Annotated in this window: 17 protein-coding genes; 7 read left to right on the top strand and 10 right to left on the bottom strand. The window is 36.6% G+C overall.

Going from position 1 to position 19145, the window contains the following annotated elements:
• Window positions 1–113 precede the first annotated feature (113 nt).
• The 7 genes from mutL to WH267_RS21080 all read left to right on the top strand — a co-directional run bounded on the left by mutL (window position 114) and on the right by WH267_RS21080 (window position 7188).
• Window positions 114–1910 (top strand): DNA mismatch repair endonuclease MutL, encoded by a 1797-nt coding sequence (gene mutL / locus WH267_RS21110; protein WP_115972072.1) that lies wholly within the window; start codon window positions 114–116, stop codon window positions 1908–1910.
• A gap of 4 nt (window positions 1911–1914) precedes the next feature.
• Window positions 1915–2643 (top strand): rhomboid family intramembrane serine protease, encoded by a 729-nt coding sequence (locus WH267_RS21105; protein ID WP_115972112.1) that lies wholly within the window; start codon window positions 1915–1917, stop codon window positions 2641–2643.
• Between the two features lie 9 nt (window positions 2644–2652).
• Window positions 2653–3654 carry an endonuclease/exonuclease/phosphatase family protein gene (locus WH267_RS21100; protein WP_340010788.1) on the top strand — a complete coding sequence of 334 codons (1002 nt, stop codon included), beginning with the start codon at window positions 2653–2655 and terminating at the stop codon, window positions 3652–3654.
• Window positions 3655–3727: 73 nt separating this feature from the next.
• Window positions 3728–4699 (top strand): endonuclease/exonuclease/phosphatase family protein, encoded by a 972-nt coding sequence (locus WH267_RS21095; RefSeq protein WP_115972071.1) that lies wholly within the window; start codon window positions 3728–3730, stop codon window positions 4697–4699.
• 4 nt (window positions 4700–4703) lie between these two features.
• Complete coding sequence (locus tag WH267_RS21090) at window positions 4704–5066, top strand: hypothetical protein (protein ID WP_123320187.1); 363 nt, start codon at window positions 4704–4706, stop codon at window positions 5064–5066.
• 30 nt (window positions 5067–5096) lie between these two features.
• Window positions 5097–5543, top strand: a complete 447-nt coding sequence (locus WH267_RS21085; RefSeq protein ID WP_123320186.1) for a hypothetical protein — start codon at window positions 5097–5099, stop codon at window positions 5541–5543.
• A gap of 307 nt (window positions 5544–5850) precedes the next feature.
• On the top strand, window positions 5851–7188 hold the full coding sequence (locus tag WH267_RS21080; protein ID WP_340010785.1) for a M12 family metallopeptidase: 1338 nt from the start codon (window positions 5851–5853) through the stop codon (window positions 7186–7188).
• A gap of 101 nt (window positions 7189–7289) precedes the next feature.
• On the opposite strand, the gene WH267_RS21075 is transcribed toward WH267_RS21080, so the two are convergent.
• The 10 genes from WH267_RS21075 to WH267_RS21030 form a co-directional block, all read right to left on the bottom strand.
• Window positions 7290–8804 carry a GH3 auxin-responsive promoter family protein gene (locus WH267_RS21075; protein ID WP_123320184.1) on the bottom strand — a complete coding sequence of 505 codons (1515 nt, stop codon included), beginning with the start codon at window positions 8802–8804 and terminating at the stop codon, window positions 7290–7292.
• A gap of 107 nt (window positions 8805–8911) precedes the next feature.
• On the bottom strand, window positions 8912–9322 hold the full coding sequence (locus WH267_RS21070; protein ID WP_115972066.1) for a BrxA/BrxB family bacilliredoxin: 411 nt from the start codon (window positions 9320–9322) through the stop codon (window positions 8912–8914).
• A 453-nt stretch (window positions 9323–9775) separates the two neighbouring features.
• Window positions 9776–10222: a GatB/YqeY domain-containing protein gene (locus WH267_RS21065; RefSeq protein ID WP_115972065.1), complete on the bottom strand. Its 447-nt coding sequence runs from the start codon at window positions 10220–10222 to the stop codon at window positions 9776–9778.
• A gap of 81 nt (window positions 10223–10303) precedes the next feature.
• A complete protein-coding gene (gene ftsZ, locus WH267_RS21060; RefSeq protein ID WP_340010782.1) occupies window positions 10304–12154 on the bottom strand; it encodes a cell division protein FtsZ in 1851 nt (616 codons plus the stop codon).
• Between the two features lie 91 nt (window positions 12155–12245).
• Window positions 12246–13631, bottom strand: coding sequence for a cell division protein FtsA (gene ftsA, locus WH267_RS21055; RefSeq protein WP_115972063.1), 1386 nt, complete (start codon window positions 13629–13631; stop codon window positions 12246–12248).
• Window positions 13632–13715: 84 nt separating this feature from the next.
• On the bottom strand, window positions 13716–14693 hold the full coding sequence (locus tag WH267_RS21050; protein ID WP_340010779.1) for a cell division protein FtsQ/DivIB: 978 nt from the start codon (window positions 14691–14693) through the stop codon (window positions 13716–13718).
• Window positions 14694–14759: 66 nt separating this feature from the next.
• A complete protein-coding gene (locus tag WH267_RS21045) occupies window positions 14760–15137 on the bottom strand; it encodes a GxxExxY protein (RefSeq protein WP_115972061.1) in 378 nt (125 codons plus the stop codon).
• 229 nt (window positions 15138–15366) lie between these two features.
• On the bottom strand, window positions 15367–16725 hold the full coding sequence (murC, locus tag WH267_RS21040; protein ID WP_340010777.1) for a UDP-N-acetylmuramate--L-alanine ligase: 1359 nt from the start codon (window positions 16723–16725) through the stop codon (window positions 15367–15369).
• A gap of 7 nt (window positions 16726–16732) precedes the next feature.
• Window positions 16733–17836: an undecaprenyldiphospho-muramoylpentapeptide beta-N-acetylglucosaminyltransferase gene (murG, locus tag WH267_RS21035; RefSeq protein WP_340010776.1), complete on the bottom strand. Its 1104-nt coding sequence runs from the start codon at window positions 17834–17836 to the stop codon at window positions 16733–16735.
• Window positions 17837–17895: 59 nt separating this feature from the next.
• Window positions 17896–19134 (bottom strand): FtsW/RodA/SpoVE family cell cycle protein, encoded by a 1239-nt coding sequence (locus WH267_RS21030; protein ID WP_340010774.1) that lies wholly within the window; start codon window positions 19132–19134, stop codon window positions 17896–17898.
• Between the last annotated feature and the right edge of the window lie 11 nt (window positions 19135–19145).

Below are 19145 nucleotides of genomic sequence, written 5' to 3'. Positions count from 1 at the left end.
GAATTTGCTGAAAGCTGTATTGTTGAAATGTTGATAATTAAATATTAATTCACGGTTTTAATGTTTTAATTCCCATTTTCATTGACTATTTTTGTAAGTTGATTTACGTTTTTATGTCAGATATTATTCAGCTTTTACCGGATCATGTAGCCAACCAAATTGCGGCGGGAGAGGTGGTGCAGAGACCTGCATCCATCGTGAAAGAACTTTTGGAAAACGCTATAGATGCAGATGCAACAAAGATTGAACTGATCATCAGGGATGCCGGCAAAAACCTTATCCAGGTCGTAGACGATGGAAAAGGGATGTCCGAAACAGATGCCAGACTGGCATTTGAAAGACATGCTACTTCCAAAATCAGAGGAACAGAAGATATCTTTAAGATCGTAACAAAAGGCTTCCGTGGGGAAGCGTTAGCTTCTATAGCTGCCGTTTCACAGGTTGAGCTGAGAACAAAACAAAAGGAGGCCTCCATTGGCACCAACATATATATTGAAGGTGGAGTTTTCCAGTTTCAGGATCCTGTGCAGACAGCAGAAGGGTCAAATTTTCTGGTAAAGAACCTTTTTTATAATGTTCCTGCCAGAAGAAAGTTCCTTAAAAACAACAATATCGAATTCAGACACGTTATTGATGAATTTCAGCGTGTTGCATTGGCTCATGAAGGATTGGAGTTTTCTCTGTTTCATGATGATGAAGCTGTTTTCAGATTAAGAAAAGGAAGCCAGATGCAGCGTATTGTGGATGTTTTCGGAAGAAAACTGCAGCCGCTTCTAATTCCTATCAAAGAAGATATCATCTGGTGTAAACTTCATGGATTTGTTGCTAAACCTGAAGGAGCGAAAAAAGCAAGAGGTGAGCAGTTCCTTTTTGTCAACGGAAGATATTTTAAGAGTCCATATTTTAATAAAGCAGTACAGGAAGCTTTTGAAGGCCTTCTTCAGCCGGGATATGTTCCGTCGTTCTTTCTTTATCTGGAGATGGATCCGGAGAAGATTGATGTCAATATCCATCCGCAGAAAACTGAAGTGAAGTTTGAGGATGAGCATCTTATTTTTGCTTTACTGCGTTCAACCATCAAGAGATCATTGGGAATCTATAACGTTTCTCCAAGTCTTGATTTTGATAGAGATCCGGAATTGGATGAGATGATGAATAAACCTATTCCCAGTAAAGGAAATGGGGGAGGTAGCGGTGTTATAAAAATGCCTGAAATTATTGTAGATAGAGATTATAACCCCTTTTTAGAAGAAAGAAATGTAGTACATCCTGAAGAAATTCAAAATCTTACGGAGATGTATCATCAGAGTATTACTGCAGAGCCTTCAAAAATCAATCTGTTTGAAGATGAGGACTTTGATGAAGATCTTATGAGGCTGCCTAACGGATACTGGCTATTTAATAAAGGAGATGTTACCCTGATGCTTGATTTGGGAAGAATGCACAGGCTGTTAGTTTCAGAAAATAATAAATCTACCAGAAAAACAAATACAGGGACAAATAGCCATGCCCTGCTTTTCTCTTTGGAGTATCATATGAACGAGATTGAGAAAAATAAATACGAATCTATCAAAAAATATCTTCCTGAAATTGGGTTTGACATGAAAATTGCTCATGAAAGCGTGCTGAGAATAGATTCGCTTCCTGAAGGGTTGAAAGAAACACAAGCTATGAAGTTTCTGGAGAACCTTTTTGAGATCCTGGATTACAAGACAGAAGATGAGTTTATGCAGTACTATCATAACCAATGGAGCAAAATGCAGTCGAAATCAAGATTTGACTTTATTTATAAAAAAGATGCGGAACAGGTAATCAAAGACTTTACAGCATTAGGATTCCCGGAGTTTTTACCAGATGGGAAAAGGTGTTTCTATGAAGTTCCGTTTAATGATTTTAAAAACAAATTTTAAAAATATGTTTAATAATATACCGCCAATTACAAGAAATATCATCATTATCAATGTGATTGTATTTATTGTTACCTCTTTAATGGGAAATCAGGTGATTGGTTATCTTGCCGGATTTTATCCTTTCTCACCGTTCTTCCACTCGTGGCAGGTGATTACCCATATGTTTATGCATGGAAGTATCATGCATATTTTGTTCAATATGATGACGCTTTTTAGTTTTGGTCCTATCCTGGAACAGACACTAGGCGATAAAAAATATCTGATTCTATATTTTTTAAGTGGTCTGGGAGCTTTCTTCCTGTTTAATTTATGGAATTTTGTTGAGGCTCAGCAGCTTTCCAATGAATTGCAACAGTTAGGCTTTAATGTTGATGCTTATATGTCTGGTGCCAGTGTCCAATTTGCAGGAAGTGCAGAGGCAATTATGAAGCAGAAAGAATTATTGGATAGTTTAAAAGGAATTGTAGCAACTCCTATGGTAGGAGCATCCGGAGCAATTTTCGGAGTGGTAGCTGCTTTTGCAACATTATATCCTGATTCAAAAATCGGAATCATGTTTATTCCGGTTCCTATAAAGGTAAAATATCTTTTGCCGATCGTTATTGTAGTTTCTGTATATCTTGGGATTTCCGGAAATGGAGGCGGAATTGCCCACCTTGCTCACGTTGGTGGAGCTCTAGTTGGCTGGCTTTTGGCAATAAGCTGGAAAAAGCATTTGTATAGATTCAATTAATTATTTCCTGTGAAGATTTTCCGACTTATACTCCTGATCCTACATGTAGGAATCCTATTTTTATTGCTGGGCTCTTTATTGAATGCCTATGTTCCACCTAAGATATTTCCGTGGTTTAATCTGCTTTCTTTAGGGTTTCCTGTTCTGATGATCCTGTATATTGTTTTAACAATATTCTGGGTAATCAGCTGGAAAAAAAGAGCATTTATATTCATGTTTATAGGATTGGCTTTTATTAATCCTGTAAAACGATGGGTTAATTTTTCTTCCGAAAAAAGGAACGATTCCAGCACTATAAAAGTTGTGTCTTTTAATATAAAAGCAGGACTTATGGGGAAGGAAGAGGTATTGAGGTATCTAAAAGCTCAAGATGCAGATGTTATTCTCTTACAGGAAGATGGAGGAATGGAATATCCAACACTTAAAGGCTATAACAGAACCCAGACGAATGGGATCTTAACCATTCTGACAAAGTATAATCTGTCTAACGAAAAATTATTTTTTTCTGAAGATGAAAATATGGAATTACAAAGTGGTCTTCAGGCAGATATTGAAATAAAAGGCAAGACCTATAGATTTGTTGATATCTATCTTTATCCGTTTCAGTTCGAAAAAAAGATGGTCAAGCTTGATGGAGATTCAGAAGCTAATGAGCGAAAAGTGAAGGGTGTTATAAAAAAATTAATTCCTACTTTCAAAATACATCAGGATCAAACGAAGAAAATCCGGGAGGCTGTAGAAAACTCTCCATATCCTGTTGTAGTAGCGGGAGATTTTAATTCTGTACCCAATTCTTACGAATATTATCACCTGTCAGAAGGGCTTGAAGATGCATTTATGACATCAGGAAAAGGAAGTGCTACCAGTTTTCATGATTATAAATTTCCACTTAGGATAGATTATGTTTTTTCTTCAAAATCTTTGAAGGCGCTATCTTACGTCGTTGACCGTTCTGTCAGTATTTCAGACCATTATCCGGTCATTACTGAATTTTCTGTGAGCGATAAATAATCATAAAAATAGTTAAAATTGGTTGCTTGGTAGGCTTTTTGCTTAAAAAAATGCGTACCAAGACCGTTTTTTCATGAAGTCGAATCAGATATTACTATTTATACATATCGCTGTTGCTGTTTTATTGTTGTGCACATTGGGAAATGCATGGGTTCCACCTAATATTTTAGGTAACCTTAATTTGCTTTCTCTTGGTTTTCCCTATCTCATATCTGCACACATTATTCTTACACTGGTATGGATTTTCAAAAAAAATAAAATTGCCATTGCTTTTGCATTGGGAACATTACTCTTTTATAACCCGATAAGAAGATGGGTTAATTTTTCTCCCAAAACAGATCAGGTAAAAACAATCAGGGATATCAAAGTATTGACTTTTAATGTGAAATATGGCGATTACGGATGGGATAAAGTAAAAAACTATATCAAAGAACAGGATCCGGATATTATTCTGGTTCAGGAAAAAGACACAAACCGTGCCCTGAGACAGGATTTGGTAAAATATCCTTCAGTCATTCTTAAAACAAAGCATAAAATTGTAAGACAGGCAGAGATTATAGAAGATAATTCAAGAGGGAATTCTTTCTATGCAGATGTAGACATCAATGGAAAGATCATCAGAATTGTAAATGTTTATCTGGAACCTTTCCGACTTCAGAAAACAATGTTTACAAAGCTGGATGCTATGGGAATTGGAAATCTATCCACTCTTCTTTCTCATATGATTCCTACTTTTCAGGCTCATGAAGATCAGATTAAAAAAATCAGAAAAGCAATTGATTTTTCTCCTTATCCGGTAATTTTAGCCGGCGATTTTAATTCTGTTCCGAATTCATACGAATACTATAGCTTGGGAAAAGATCTTCAGGATGCTTTTTTAACTGCTGGAAAGGGAAGTGCTTCCAGTTTTCATGATTATAAAATTCCTTTAAGAATTGATTATATTTTCAGTTCAAAATCAATCATTCCACTTAGCTATAAAGTAGACCACTCTGTGAAATTGTCGGATCATTATCCTGTAATTGCAGAATTTCTGTTAAATTAGTTCCATGAAAAATTTACTGTCTGCAATATTCATTTTTGCCCTTCTTTTTACGGCTTGTTCCAAGAAAGAATCTCCTGGATTTGCCGTTGAGCAGGATGTAAAAATCCATTATGATACAGTTGCTGTTGATTCCTTTTCCAATGGGGCTGTTACTGTGGATATTGCCCGTAAAATCAAAATGTCTTCTCCCCAGTATCTCGACTCTGTAAAACAGGCTAAAAAGCTTGTGGAAGAAGAGAAGAAACTTAAAGCAGAAGTGGAAAAAGAAAGCAAAAAGAAAGAAGAGGAAGAAAAGAAAAAAGCAGATGCTGAGAAAAAGAAAAAAACTGGCGAAACTTCTCCTTCTGCTGAAACCAAACCTGAATAAATCCAAAAAACATCTTTAAAAATATACAATATGAAAAAACAAATTCTGACGGCATTAGTGATTTCTACATTCACTGTTGCTTGCACAAAATCAACAACAAAGACAGAGCAAGTGGAAAATACAGATGGAACTGTAACTACCACAACGACAACAGTTACTGAAACTTCTCCTCATGGGGTTGATTCAGCGAAAGTTAACGAAGCTAAGGAAAAGGTTGATGCAAAATTAGATCAGGCCGGAGATAAGATAGATAATGCTGCTCAAAAGGCTAAAGATAAAATTGATGCAACAGCAGATAAAACAAAACAGGACCTGAACAAGGCAGGTAATGATATCAAAACTGAAGCAAATAAAGTAGGAAAAGATATCAAAACAGGGGCTCAGGAAGCAGGAAAGGATGCAAAAGAAGCTGCTCGAAAAGGTGCAGCGAAAGTAGAAGATGCTGCTAAAAAATTAAAAGAAGATTTAAGTAAATAAAAAAAGAAAGCCGCAGTTATTCTGCGGCTTTTCTGTTTAGTGATTATTTATTATATATTAAATTCGTTGATAGGCATTTCGTGTAATTCTACAACTGGAAACAGAGAAATAAATATTTCTTAACTATACTATCAATTTTTCCCCATACTATTATTTTGTATTTTTTTATTTAATAAAAATTAAAGTATTTGTATTTTATTATTCATTTATTTTATTTCTGTTGCATTTTTATCAATTTATTATGTTAAATAATGTAAAGTTGTTAATTTATATATTTACATCTGTTTAACACATTAAGTAAAAAAACATGAAGAAAAAAGTTATAATTTTATTGGGATGTCTGTTTTTGTTACATTCTTGTAAATCAGAAATTGAAGATACTTCGGGGAATCCAAACTCCACGAGCGTCCAAGAATCAAATGTTATTACCCATAAACTGATGATTAATGGTAATCCAACTTATGTTAATGAGGTGGATGGTAAATACTATTTTGCAGATGATGTGATTATTTCACCAGACCAATTTAATTATTTAAAACAATTAGCTGCAGGAAGTACTAATGGACGCAGCACTATTGCTAAGTCTTTTGCGAGAACCTGGCCTAATGGAATTGTTTACTACAGAATTCCGGATCAGGGGACACTTAGCAATGCAAACTACGGAATGTTTAAAAAAAATCTTGACAGTGCATTTAATATCATTTCTTCAAGAACAAAAATTGAATTTGTAGAAAAAACCACACAGCCAGAATATCTGCATTTTCAATATTCATCATCTGCTAATAACTCTCCTTTAGGATGGAGAGGGAGTGAGGCATACGGACAAATCTTTAATACCATTAATATTTACAATTATAATATTCCTGCTATTATTGCTCATGAAACAATGCACTCTATGGGGATAATGCATGAACAATGCAGACCGGACAGGGGGCAATACATGATTGTGAATTTAAATAGAGCGGATCAACGATATTTAATTAATTTTAATATAGATCCTACAATGTCTGGATATGGAGATTTTGACTTTGAATCAGTAATGATGTATGGGCCTACAGATTTTGCAATAAACCCAACTCTTCCAGTCATGACCAGGTTAGATGGGTCACTTTTTACCAAGCAAAGAGTTCGTCTTTCTGATGGTGATTATAATGGGATTAACCATTTATATGCTCCTGTTAATGATGGTATTGTTGGTGTTTATAACTTTGCCTCTGCATTAGGCAACGGGCTGAATATCGCGTCTCAGAGAGATGCTGCTGATCAGAATAAAATCAATGTTGTTTTGTCTCAGGCTGCAGTAAATAATAACCAGAAGTTTATTTTACGTAAATCAGATCATGGATATTATACTATAAGATCTGTTTGGGATGCAACAAAGGTGCTTACAATTAGTGGTACAGCAAATGGCTCAGCTGTTGAATTTCGAAGAAATACCAATGGAAATAATCAAAAATGGAAGCTATACAATTTAGGGAATGACGGCTATAGTTTTGAACCACTTAATGCTTCCGGTTTAAGGCTGGAAGTAAGAAACGGACAGGCTGTTAACGGAACATTGCTTGTTGTTGGAACTGATCAGAGTAATCCTACAACCGGTCAGGTTCCTGATAGACAGAGATTTAAATTGAATAACGCCAATTGATCAGAATAAGTATAAATAAAATGCAGTTGAATGATTGATTCAACTGCATTTTTATTTTCAACGAATGAAATTATCCGGCTGTATTTATGATTGTTTTTTACTTATTTGTTGAGTGCTAGTAAGGGATCAATATATTCCCTGTCATTACTCAATCTCGGCACTTTATTCTGCCCGCCAAGTTTTCCTTTGGACTCCAGCCAGTGATAGAATAAATTATCTTTGGCAATATGAACGATGGGTTTTCTGAGAGTGATATTATTATACCTTTTCGCTTCGTAATCCGAATTGATTTTCTTTAAATGCTGATCAAAGGCATCAACAAAACTATCCAGGCTATCCGGTTGCTGGCTGAATTCAAAGATCCATTCATGGGCACCGCCCTCATTTTCTTTCATGAAGACAGGAGCGCCTGTAAAATCTGTAATCTGAGCCCCGGTTAGCTCACATGCTTTGGAAAGAGCAGATTCTACATTGGTAATCATTAGTTCTTCCCCAAAAGCATTGATGTAATGCTTGGTTCTTCCCGTTATTTTTATTCTGAAAGGGTTGATAGAAGTAAATACAACTGTATCACCGATCAGGTATCTCCATAATCCGCCGTTGGTAGTGATGACCATAGCGTAATTTTTCCCAATCTCTACATCTTCCAGGCTTACTACTTTTGGATTGGAAAAATGAAACTGATCCATTGGAATAAACTCGTAGAATATACCATAATCAAGCATCAGAAGCATCTCGTCACTATTGGATCTGTCCTGTATCCCGAAGAAACCTTCAGAAGCATTGTAAATTTCGTAGTAATTGATGTTTTTTCCGATGATCTGATGGAATTGCTCCCTGTAGGGCTTAAAACTGATTCCGCCGTGAAAAAACACCTCCAGATTAGGCCACAGCTCTGAAATATTGGCTCCATTGGTTTCCTTCAGTACTCTTTGTAAAAGAACCATCATCCAGCTTGGAACTCCAAGGATACTTCCCACGTCTTGATTTTTTACTTCAGAGGTGATGGCTTTCAGCTTGCTTTCCCATTCACCCATTAAAGAAACCTTCTTACTTGGTGTGGTGGTAATTTCTACCCAAAATGGGAGATTATCAATTAAAATAGCGGATAGGTCGCCAAATTTAGTGTTAAAATCAGCATATAGTTCAGAGCTTCCGCCCAGACGCAAATTTTTATAGTTGAAAAGTTGATTTTCCGGGTGATTGTTGGCGTAAATAGAAACCATGTCTTTCCCTGCCTTCATATGGCAATATTCAAGGCTTTCTGCAGAAATGGGGATGAATTTGCTTTTTGCATTTGTTGTTCCGGAGGATTTTGCAAAATGCTTAATCAGTCCTGGCCAGCTTACATCTTTTTGTCCCTGTCTTGCTTTTTCAATATAAGGCTCCATTTCTTCATAGGTAACAACCGGAACTTTATTTTTAAAGTCCTGATAGCTTGAAATGGAATTAAAACCATACTGTCTGCCATATTCTGTGTCTTCCGCATGAAACAGTTGGGAGAATAATATACCCTTCTGAGTCTCAATGGGATGATCCATAAAGTTCTGAATCTGATCTATCCTTTGGCGGATAAACCAGTTGACTACAGTATTAAAAAGTGCTTTGGTTGCCATTCCAACAAATATAATAATATTTGAATGTTTAGAGAATTTTTTAAGGAGCTAAATAAAAAAACCGTTACAAAATCTGTAACGGTTTAGTATTTGGTTTATTGTTTATCTTAGCAGTACTCATCATAAGCAGCCTGAAGGTTTGCAGCGATTGCTCCTGCAGGATTTCCTTCAATATGATGTCTTTCCAGCATATGAACCAATTCTCCATCTTTGAAAAGTGCCACGCAAGGTGAACTTGGAGGGAATGGTGCAAGGTGTTTTCTTGCCTCTACTACAGCTTCTGTATCAAAACCTGCAAATACAGTCGTTAAATGATCTGGTTTTTTATCTCCTGTTAAAGAATATACTACTCCCGGTCTTGCAGCACCTGCCGCACATCCACATACGGAGTTAATTACCAATAATGTAGTTCCGGATTGCTTGATAGCGTCTTCTACCTGAGCAGGAGTTGTTAAATCCTGGAAACCTTTATCTGTAAGTTCAGCCTTCATAGGCATTACTAAATCTGTTGGATACATATATTTTGTTTTTATCAGCACAAAGTTACGTAATTCTTTACGTTTGTTCAATATATAATAACTATGAATGGTTTAGGTATATAAAATTAACCAAATATTAATATTGTAATAATATTCATAAAAATATGAAATAAAACTAGGAATAATGAAATATTATTATTAAATTTGAAATGATTCTGAAAAACAAACGACCATGAAAAAAACATTTAAGGCTTTCCCTCAAGCAATCAATCACTTAATACCATCTGAAATATGATCGTATCTAAACTCTTTTTTTAAAGTTTTTTGAATCAAAGACAAGTAGACTTTAATATCCAAAAAATGAAGCCCGAGACTAACTGTCCCGGGCTTCTTAATCAAATCGATATGCAAAGGTTGTATATCCTTAGTTATGGCATGAGATACGAGCTTATGACATTCGGAATCAATCCGAACCTCAGGACCCGGATCACATTATGAAAGGAGCTTTTTAACCATCTCAGAAATGCTTTTTCCGTCTGATTTTCCTGCTAATGCTTTTGAGGCTGCTCCCATTACCTTCCCTAAATCTTTAATAGATTCAGCTCCGGTTTCTGAAATAATATTTTTAATTTCTGTTTCTAATTCTTCTGCAGAAAGCTGTTTTGGTAGAAACTTCTCAATGACTTTCATCTGAGCTTCTTCCACTTCCGCAAGGTCTTGTCTTCCCTGAGCAGAAAACTGCTCAAAAGAATCTTTACGCTGCTTAATCATTCTCTGAAGAATGGCAATTTCCTGTTCTGCAGAAACTTCAGCACCTCTGGCTTCTGTTTTTAAAAGAAGAATTTGTGATTTTACAGCACGAAGAGAATCCAGAGCAACTCTGTCTTTCTCTCTCATGGCTGTTTTTATTGCTTCGCTTATTATATTTTCTAAACTCATGTTTATATGCTTTTGGCTTTTGGCGGCTGGCTGCTAGCATGACTAAAAAAGCCATTAGCTAGTAGCCAGCTGCCATCAGCATTAGTCTACGTCTTTATTTAAAAATCTGTTTTCCCTGATCTGCATAGAACCGTTGTTGTCAGACATATAGGTGTTGATATTTTGGTCTGATGCATTGGTTCCGTCAATAGAGATATTTTTTCTCTTGAAAGCAGGAATAGATTCGAATTCACTTGTGCTATCGAAACTTTGATAACGGGAATTGAATTCTTTTAATTTATTTCTTCTTTCTATTACTCTTTCCTGATCGATCGTTTTATTAACGAAAGTGAATTCTGATTCTTCAGCTTTCGGTTCTTCTTTCTGATAGAACGTTTCGATTTTCTGAGCAGGTTCTGCTACAGCACTTGCCGGAGCATTAAATTCTGCTTTTGGCTGTCCATAATCAGATTTAGGTTCGTTTCTGCTTGGTTCATTAACGAAGAAATTGAATTCAACCGGCTTCTCCTGTGAAGAATTGTTGTTGAATACATTACCAGACTGAGGTTCTTCTTTTTTATTATCAAAATCGAATGAGAAAGACTGAATTTCCAAATCGTTCGGATCTTCCTCTTCTTCAATGGAAAGTAAACTGTATTCTTCCTGTTCGTCTTCATTTCTCCATTCTTGTTCAGGAGTATTGATTGTACTTTCTTCCTTGTCAAAGAATTTTATCTCTGTTTTGATCTCCTCTTCTTCAATAATCATTTTTCTTTCAATAGAAGTTGCATTGAAGGGAGCGTCATGGTCTTCATCATCCAATCTGAAAAGATTTTTTCTACTGAAGTCATGTGTTGCTTCAGTGGCAGAATCCCTTTCTTCTCTTGTTTTAAATGGAGAAGATTTTTGAGATTCTAAATTATCATTAAGACTGATTCTGATCTTTTCTGTAGGACCGGAGAATTTCTTATTGTCATTAGAGAATCCTGTAGCGATAACAAGTACACTTACTGCATCTCCTAATTCTTCATCAGCACCCACCCCGAAAATAATATCAGCAGTATTTCCTGCCTCTTTCTGGATATGGTCCATAATGATACCGATTTCGTCCATGGTCACTTCTTCTGCACCACTTCTGATCAACAATAGTACATTTTTAGCACCTGTAATCTTGTTGTCATTCAATAGTGGAGAATCCAATGCTTTTCTTACGGCTTCTTCAGCTTTATTTTCACCTGAAGCAGAACCTGTGGACATCAATGCTGTACCGGAGTTTTGAAGGACAGATTTAGCATCTCTAAAGTCAATGTTTACATCAAAATAACCGGTAATAACTTCTGCCATTCCTTTTGCAGCATTGGCTAATACTTCATCAGCTTTGGAGAATCCCTGTTTGAATCCAAGGTTTCCAAATTGCTGTCTAAGTTTATCGTTGTTGATTACAATGAGTGAATCAACATTATTTTTTAATTTATCAAGTCCGTTTTCAGCCTGTTCCAATCTTCTTTTTCCTTCGAAGCTGAAAGGTACGGTAACAATACCTACGGTTAAGATTCCCATATCTTTTGCTACCTTAGCAATAACAGGAGCGGCTCCGGTACCAGTACCACCACCCATTCCGGCAGTGATGAACACCATTTTAGTGTTCTGTCCCATAGCAGCCTTAATATCTTCAATACTTTCGATGGCTGATTTTTCTCCTACTTCAGGGTCAGCTCCTGCTCCTAAACCTTCAGTAATAGTAGTTCCTAGCTGAACTTTATTAGCAACAGGGTTATTATCCAGAGTCTGAGCATCTGTATTACAGATCACGAAGTCAACCCCGTGGATCCCTTTTTCGTACATGTGCTTTAGCGCGTTGTTTCCACCGCCTCCTACACCGATTACTTTTATGATGGATGAATTTCCTTTTGGTAGATCAAATGAAAATCCTTGTGTACCTATATTTTCCATAACTATACTTTTAATAATTATAATTGATATTTGACTGATGATAATTGATAAGGAAAAGATCGTTTATCGCTTATCATTCATCATTTATAATTTACTCTACTTCTTCAAAGAATTTTTTTACTTTTTCCATAAGCGACTGTCCGAAGGTCAATTTCGCTTTTCTGTTTTCCTGTCTTTCATCAGCCACCGATTTCTCCTGAACCGGAGCTGCAGTCTGCTGAACGGGCTGAACAGTTTCTGCCTGTACAGGAGCTGCTTCGGGCTTAGTCTGCTCTTTTACAACTTCTTCTATATCATCAACAGTCTGCTTTTTGTCTCTGATCTTCAAACTTTCCATCAGTAACCCAATAGACGTAGCAAATTCAGGGCCTTTCAGGTACTGATTTTTATCGTTGGCAATATATTCATTTGCGAAACCGATTCTGCTGTCAAAACCTGTGGTATAGTTGGCCAGCTGTCTAAGATGCTTAAGGTTTGATCCACCACCTGTAAGAACAATTCCGGCAATCAGCTTTTTTTTCTGTTCAAAGGCTCCATAAGCTTTAAGCTCGGTGTTTACCATTTCCAAAACTTCTTCTACTCTTGCATTGATGATCTGAGCAAGGGTTTTTAAAGAAATTTCTTTATCTGGTCGCCCATGAAGTCCGGGAATTGTTACAAAAGTACTGTCTTTTTCCAATTCTGGAACAGCCGAACCGAATTTTACTTTCAATTGTTCAGCATGTTTTTCAATAATGGAGCAACCTTCTTTAATATCTTCCGTAATAATTCCTCCTCCGTAAGGGATTACACAGGTATGACGGATGATATTGTCTTTGAAGATCGCAATATCTGTAGTTCCTCCTCCGATGTCTACAATAGCGACTCCGGCTTCCTTCTCTTCTTTGGTAAGAACAGCTTCTGAAGAGGCTAATGGTTCTAAAGTAAGGGCTTCCATTTCTAATCCGGCTTCACGAACGCATCTTGCAATATTTCTGATGCTTCCCATTTGCCCGACTACAACGTGGAAGTTAGCTTCTAAACGTTTTCCGTGCATTCCGACGGGCTCTTGAATTTCGCCTTCGGAATCCACTTTATATTCTTGTGGAAGTACATGGATAATTTCTTCTCCAGGAAGCATAACCAGTTTCTTGACCTGATCTTTTAATGCTTCAATATCATCATCTGTGATGAATTTATCCGGATGTTCACGCATAATATAATCGGAGTGCTGCAGAGAACGGATGTGTTTTCCTGCAATACCTACCGTAACTTTGCGGATAGGAACCCCGGCACTGGATTGTGCCTCGGATACTGCAGCCTTGATTGAATTAATTGTCTGTGAAATATTATTCACAATACCTTTATGAACACCAAGACTTTTAGCTTTTCCTACACCGAGAACTTCTATTTTCCCGTGTGCATTCCTTCTTCCGACAATCGCGACTATCTTCGTTGTCCCGATGTCCAGACCTACTGAATACTCTTGATTTTCCATTTTTTATATCGATTTGATTTTTTCTACTTTTTCCATACAGGGCCAAGTCCTGTTTTGTGTTAAATTGCCTTTTTGAGACTTTTTTTATTCTATTTTCACCTTTGGTTTCGGCTTTGGTTTGGACTGTGCCGGGGCCGTTGTTTTTTTCTCTGTTTTCTTTGTTTCTTTTGCCTGTGTTTTAGGCTTTATGCTCTCTTTCTTTTTTACCGGAGGTGAGCTTGTCTTTTTTACTTCTGCAATTTTTGGCTTTATATCCGCCTTTTTAGCAGCAGCAGTGAGCACAGGAGCTTTTGCCATTTCTAATTTACCAGCTTTCAGGATACTGTCGTTTTCCTTAAAGTGTGGGTTTAGAGTGGTTACAATCTGGTTCTGATATTTTACAGAAACCATATTGTACTTTTGAGGATCCTGATAGACCAGGTATTTTTCTACAAAAGTTTTAAACCCTTTTACTTTAAAATCAATATTCTCCAGATCTCCAATTTCCACTCTGTAATTTCCTTCGCTGGTAAGGAGATTGTAGCTGTCTTTACTTTTTGAAATTCCAATGAAGAACTTCTTGCTGAAATCATCGTGATCAATTTTTCCAACTAATTCTGCCAGTTTTTCATATTCATCCGGTTGTACATTTCCTGTTACCAGCATACAAGGATGAGAATAGGTTCTTGAAATAGGAAATTCAATTCCTTTTTCATCTACATAAAAGTCTTTTCCATCCTTGTTAAGTCTGAATACCGGAACTCTCTGTTTGATATCCAGATTCAATTTACCGTTTAGGTTCAGATAGACATTGGCACTGTCAACAGCCGGAAGTGAGTTGATCTTTTTTTCCAAAGCCGGAATGTTCAGATCTCCTACTTTCCCTGATGGGTTTTCCTTTTTTACAATTTCTCTGATGTCTTTTTCATCAACAAAGTAAACAGGCGTTTTTTCATTCATTTTTACAGAAATCTTATTATCCGTAATCTTTTGACCACCGAATCTCTTCAATGAGAAACTCAGTAACAATCCAAGGATGATTACCGTGATAACAATTTTTAATATTCTGTACTTATTTTTCATATTTTTCTTTAAACGCTGGGCTTAAAGTATTTTTATTTCTTTTTCGTAGAGATGTTCCGCTCTCCATTACAATTTATTTACAACTCGTTTTACGCCGTCTTTGAATAACATTGAATGAAAGTTTAAAATCATTCCTAATTTCATACCTGTTATCCTCAAATAATTTAAAAGCTGAAAGAAATGATAATCATTAATTTCCGGAACTGCTTTTATCTCAATTATTACTTTGTTTTCAATTAATAAATCGACTCTGAACGCATTAGAGATATTTAATTCTTCATATTTAATATCAATATTTTTTTGATATTCTACATTCAATCCTCTTTTCTTCAATTCATAGACTAAGCATTCTTCATATACATTTTCATAAAGTCCTATCCCAAGGGTACGATGTATTTTCATTCCAGCATCGAAAACAATACCTGAAATTTCATTTTCTATCATACGTTGTGTTTTTTTTTATTTTTAACGCTATGATCGCAAAGGATCCTTATTCTTTTTCCGTTCGCGAGGGCGTTTCACTCAGCGAAGGTTGTAAGTTTTATACTTTTATTTTTAATATATCTGTTTTTACAGAAATCTCTGTTATTTTATCTTTATTGCTAAGTGAAACGCCTCTGCGTTCGAAAAATATTTTCCTTTTTAAATTTTCTTAGCGTACACTGCGTGTATGTTAAATTTTCGTTATCCATTCGCAGATTGGGTCATATAGGGTATCTATATTTCCGGCTCCTACGGTGAGAAGGATGTCAAAATCTTTTTCTTTTATGTTTTCAAAAGCATCAGATAAAGTGGATACTTCTTTTTTATCTAATGTTACTTTTTCCAACAGCCATTTTGAAGTGATTCCTTCAAAATTTTCCTGAAGCTCTCTTGCTGGATAAATATCCAATAAGATCAATTCGTCTGCATTGCTTAGGCTTTCTGCAAATCCATCTGCAAAATCTCTTGTTCTGCTAAACAGGTGCGGCTGGAAGACTACCAATAGCTTTTTATCGGGATAAAATGTTTTGATAGAACCCATCACAGCATTGATTTCTGTTGGATGGTGCGCATAATCGTCTATATAAATTTTACCATTTTCATAAAAGTGCTTGGTATATCTTCTCTTAATTCCCTTAAAATTGGCAATTGCTTTTTTCAGCGTATCAAAATCTACGCCCAAATTGTGCAAAATTGCTAATGCAACTGTAGCATTTTCCACATTATGAATCCCCGGAATTTCCCAAACAAAATCTTTTATAGTTTCTGTAGGGGTATGGAAGTCAAAATAAATCTTATCATGATCCATTCTCAGGTTATCTGAATAGTAGTCAGCTTTTTCATTTACAGCATACGTCTGATGTGCTCTTCCGATTTCAATTCCTTTTCTTACGAATAGTTGTTTATCTTCCGGAACTAAGGCTGCAAATTGTCTGAAACCTTCTTCAATATGGCTTTTATCCCCATAAATATCCAAATGGTCTGCATCGGTTGAAGTAACTACTGCCCAATCCGGAGATAGGTTTAGGAAGCTTCTGTCATATTCATCTGCTTCCACTACTGAATAAGTGGAACCGTTATAAAGGAAATTTGACTTAAAGTTCTCGGAAATACCTCCTAAAAAGCATGAAAACGGAAGGTCTGCTTCTTTGCATAGATGAGAGACCAGGGTAGATGTAGTGGTCTTCCCGTGAGTTCCAGCTACTGCGATGCAGTCTGTATTTTCAGTGATTAATCCTAAAACTTTGGCACGTTTCAATACTTCAAACTGATTTTGGTTGAAGTAATCTAAGATTCCAAGCGTTTTAATAGCAGGAGTATAAATTACCAATGTATCTTCTTTTTGAAGGGATGTAATTCTTTCGTCAATGAGATCTTCGAAAACAATATCAATCCCTTCTTGCATCAGATTTTGGGTAAGTTTGGTGTTGGTTTTATCGTAACCCAATACTTTTTTTCCGGACGCATGGAAATAGCGTGCTAATGCACTCATTCCTATACCTCCGATTCCAACGAAGTAAAAGTTTTGATATGTTTCTAAATTCTTCATTTTTCCTTTATCTATTAATCACTTTAAATATCTCATCTACAATCTCTTTTGTGGCATCTGGCTTAGCAAAATACTCAAGATTGTCAGACATTTCTTTTCTTACGCTTTCATTTTCGCAGATTTCTGATAGTGTATTCCAGAATTTTTCCTGCATTTCAGAGTCTTTTACCATTCTGGCTGCATTTTTTTCAACCAGATTCATGGCATTTTTGGTCTGATGGTCTTCCGCTGCAAAAGGGAAAGGAACCAACAATACCGGTTTCTGTGCTACAGCCAACTCTGAAATGGCAATGGCTCCGGCTCTTGAAACGATGATATCTGCTGCAGAATAAGCAAGTTCCATGTCTTTGATAAATTCACGGATTTGAATATTTCTGGTATCAATACCTTTTGTTTCTTCTAAAATATCTTTATAATCAAGCTTTCCTGTCTGCCAGATAAGCTGATAATCTTTGTCTACAATTTGTTTTAGATGAGATTTCCATGCATTGTTTAATGTTCTGGAGCCTAAAGATCCACCTACTGATAAAATGGTAAGCTTATCTTTACTTAATCCCATTTTTTGTTTTGCCTGAGCTGTATCCTGCATCCCTGAAATAATAACAGAACGGATAGGATTTCCCAGAAATTTTATCTTTTCTGCCGGGAAGCCTGCCACTTTGGGATAGGCTGTAAATATAGCTTTAGCAGCTTTACTTAAGATCTTATTGGTTACTCCCGCATGAGCATTCTGCTCCTGAATAAAAACAGGAACTCCCAATTTGGTAGCTTCATATAAAGCGGGTCCGCTTGCAAATCCTCCTGTTCCTATCGCAACATCCGGTTTAAAGTCTTTGATGATCGCTTTTGATCTGCTTAAACTTTTTATAATCTTGAAAGGAAGTCCTAAATTGGATAATAGGTTTCCTCTGTCGATTCCAGCGATATCAATTCCTTCAATTTTGTAGCCTGCTTGTGGAACTTTTTCCATTTCCATTTTTCCGTTGGCCCCAATGAACAAAAATTCTGCATCAGGAAATCTTTTCTTGATCTCATCAGCGATGGCGATGGCAGGGAAGATGTGTCCTCCTGTTCCTCCGCCTGATAGTAATACTTTTAATTTTTTGTTCATTGTCTAATATAATAGGACTGCGTCCAATTGTTTGTTAAATCGTCCCTTTAGGACTTGGTTTATGCGATATCGTTTATTTCTGCTATGCTTTGTTTTTTGCCCATTCCTTCTTCATCGTAAATCTGAATTCTGGAGCTTATATTTAAGATAATTCCTAACTGTAAATAGGTCACCAGCATTGAGGTTCCTCCATAACTTATCAAAGGTAGCGGCTGCCCTGTTACTGGGATCAGATTCACAGCAACGGCTATGTTTACCGATAGCTGTATGAAAATCATTACCCCGAGACTGAGCACCAGCAAAGATCCGAAGAAGGCTGGCATTTTACTCGCTATCATTACGATCCGTATCATCATAATCAGATACAGACTGATCAGAAAAGCGGCTCCGATTACTCCATATTCTTCTACGATAACGGCGAAGATAAAATCGGAGGCAGATTGTGGCAGCATTTGTTTTAATGCACTTTTTCCAGGTCCCATTCCGGTAATTCCACCATGTACGATGGCGGCTTTGGCCTGCATTACCTGATAGTTCTTGGCTTTTACACTTTCATCATCTGTATCTGCTGATTTGGCTTTGCTTGATGTAAATGTTTCAATACGGCTCATCCATGTGTGCACACGGTTTCCGCCGATCATATTGGTATTCAATGCAATCAACAGAAAGAATACGATGGCTACAAATGACGCTGAAATAAAGCCCGCAATGTATTTCCAGTGAAGCTGTCCGATAATCAGAACAACCACCGAAACCATCAAAATCATTAATGCGGTAGAACCGTTGTCTTTTGCCACCAGTACAAAAACAAGAAGAATAGGCCCGAAAATATACATGATATTCTCTATTGGAAGTCGTTCTCTTGTAATCTTCTTGGTTAAGTATCTGCATAAATAGATAATCAACATCAGGAAGGCAAATGATGACGGCTGGAATGAGATAGGTGTTCCCGGAATTTTCAGCCATCGGGAAGCACTGGCTCCATCAATGGTCTGGCCGGTAAACATAGTAACTACCAATAATACGATCATCAGGCCAAGCAGAATACTGCTGAGCTTTCCGATGTATTCATATTTTATAGTTCCTACAAGCCGCATAATGGCTAATCCCAGGACTACAAAAAACATGTGCTTGATAACGTGACCTGTGGTGGTTCCGTTATTTACAATATATTCCAGGTTTGAACTTGCAGAGTAAACAGGGAAAATAGAGAAAATGGAGATCACAAGAATGACCATCCAAAGTACTTTATCGCCCTTTAGAAATTCAAATCTGGTTTCTGTATTCTGCTCGTCCATAATTAATGTTA

Origin of the sequence: Chryseobacterium sp. MYb328 (genome assembly GCF_037572595.1) — a bacterium.
In the GTDB taxonomy this organism is placed as follows: Bacteria; Bacteroidota; Bacteroidia; order Flavobacteriales; family Weeksellaceae; genus Chryseobacterium; species Chryseobacterium pennae.
The sequence above is the reverse complement of the archived record's forward strand: the minus strand, read 5'-3'. Positions and strand labels throughout refer to the sequence as shown.

What these genes read in the sequence shown, in the direction of transcription:
- mutL (WP_115972072.1), top strand. Translation starts at nt 114, where the DNA reads ATGTCAGATATTATTCAGCTTTTACCGGATCATGTAGCCAACCAAATT.
- WH267_RS21105 (WP_115972112.1), top strand. Translation starts at nt 1,915, where the DNA reads ATGTTTAATAATATACCGCCAATTACAAGAAATATCATCATTATCAAT.
- WH267_RS21095 (WP_115972071.1), top strand. Translation starts at nt 3,728, where the DNA reads ATGAAGTCGAATCAGATATTACTATTTATACATATCGCTGTTGCTGTT.
- WH267_RS21090 (WP_123320187.1), top strand. Translation starts at nt 4,704, where the DNA reads ATGAAAAATTTACTGTCTGCAATATTCATTTTTGCCCTTCTTTTTACG.
- WH267_RS21085 (WP_123320186.1), top strand. Translation starts at nt 5,097, where the DNA reads ATGAAAAAACAAATTCTGACGGCATTAGTGATTTCTACATTCACTGTT.
- WH267_RS21080 (WP_340010785.1), top strand. Translation starts at nt 5,851, where the DNA reads ATGAAGAAAAAAGTTATAATTTTATTGGGATGTCTGTTTTTGTTACAT.
- WH267_RS21075 (WP_123320184.1), bottom strand. Translation starts at nt 8,804, where the DNA reads ATGGCAACCAAAGCACTTTTTAATACTGTAGTCAACTGGTTTATCCGC.
- WH267_RS21070 (WP_115972066.1), bottom strand. Translation starts at nt 9,322, where the DNA reads ATGTATCCAACAGATTTAGTAATGCCTATGAAGGCTGAACTTACAGAT.
- WH267_RS21065 (WP_115972065.1), bottom strand. Translation starts at nt 10,222, where the DNA reads ATGAGTTTAGAAAATATAATAAGCGAAGCAATAAAAACAGCCATGAGA.
- ftsZ (WP_340010782.1), bottom strand. Translation starts at nt 12,154, where the DNA reads ATGGAAAATATAGGTACACAAGGATTTTCATTTGATCTACCAAAAGGA.
- ftsA (WP_115972063.1), bottom strand. Translation starts at nt 13,631, where the DNA reads ATGGAAAATCAAGAGTATTCAGTAGGTCTGGACATCGGGACAACGAAG.
- WH267_RS21050 (WP_340010779.1), bottom strand. Translation starts at nt 14,693, where the DNA reads ATGAAAAATAAGTACAGAATATTAAAAATTGTTATCACGGTAATCATC.
- WH267_RS21045 (WP_115972061.1), bottom strand. Translation starts at nt 15,137, where the DNA reads ATGATAGAAAATGAAATTTCAGGTATTGTTTTCGATGCTGGAATGAAA.
- murC (WP_340010777.1), bottom strand. Translation starts at nt 16,725, where the DNA reads ATGAAGAATTTAGAAACATATCAAAACTTTTACTTCGTTGGAATCGGA.
- murG (WP_340010776.1), bottom strand. Translation starts at nt 17,836, where the DNA reads ATGAACAAAAAATTAAAAGTATTACTATCAGGCGGAGGAACAGGAGGA.
- WH267_RS21030 (WP_340010774.1), bottom strand. Translation starts at nt 19,134, where the DNA reads ATGGACGAGCAGAATACAGAAACCAGATTTGAATTTCTAAAGGGCGAT.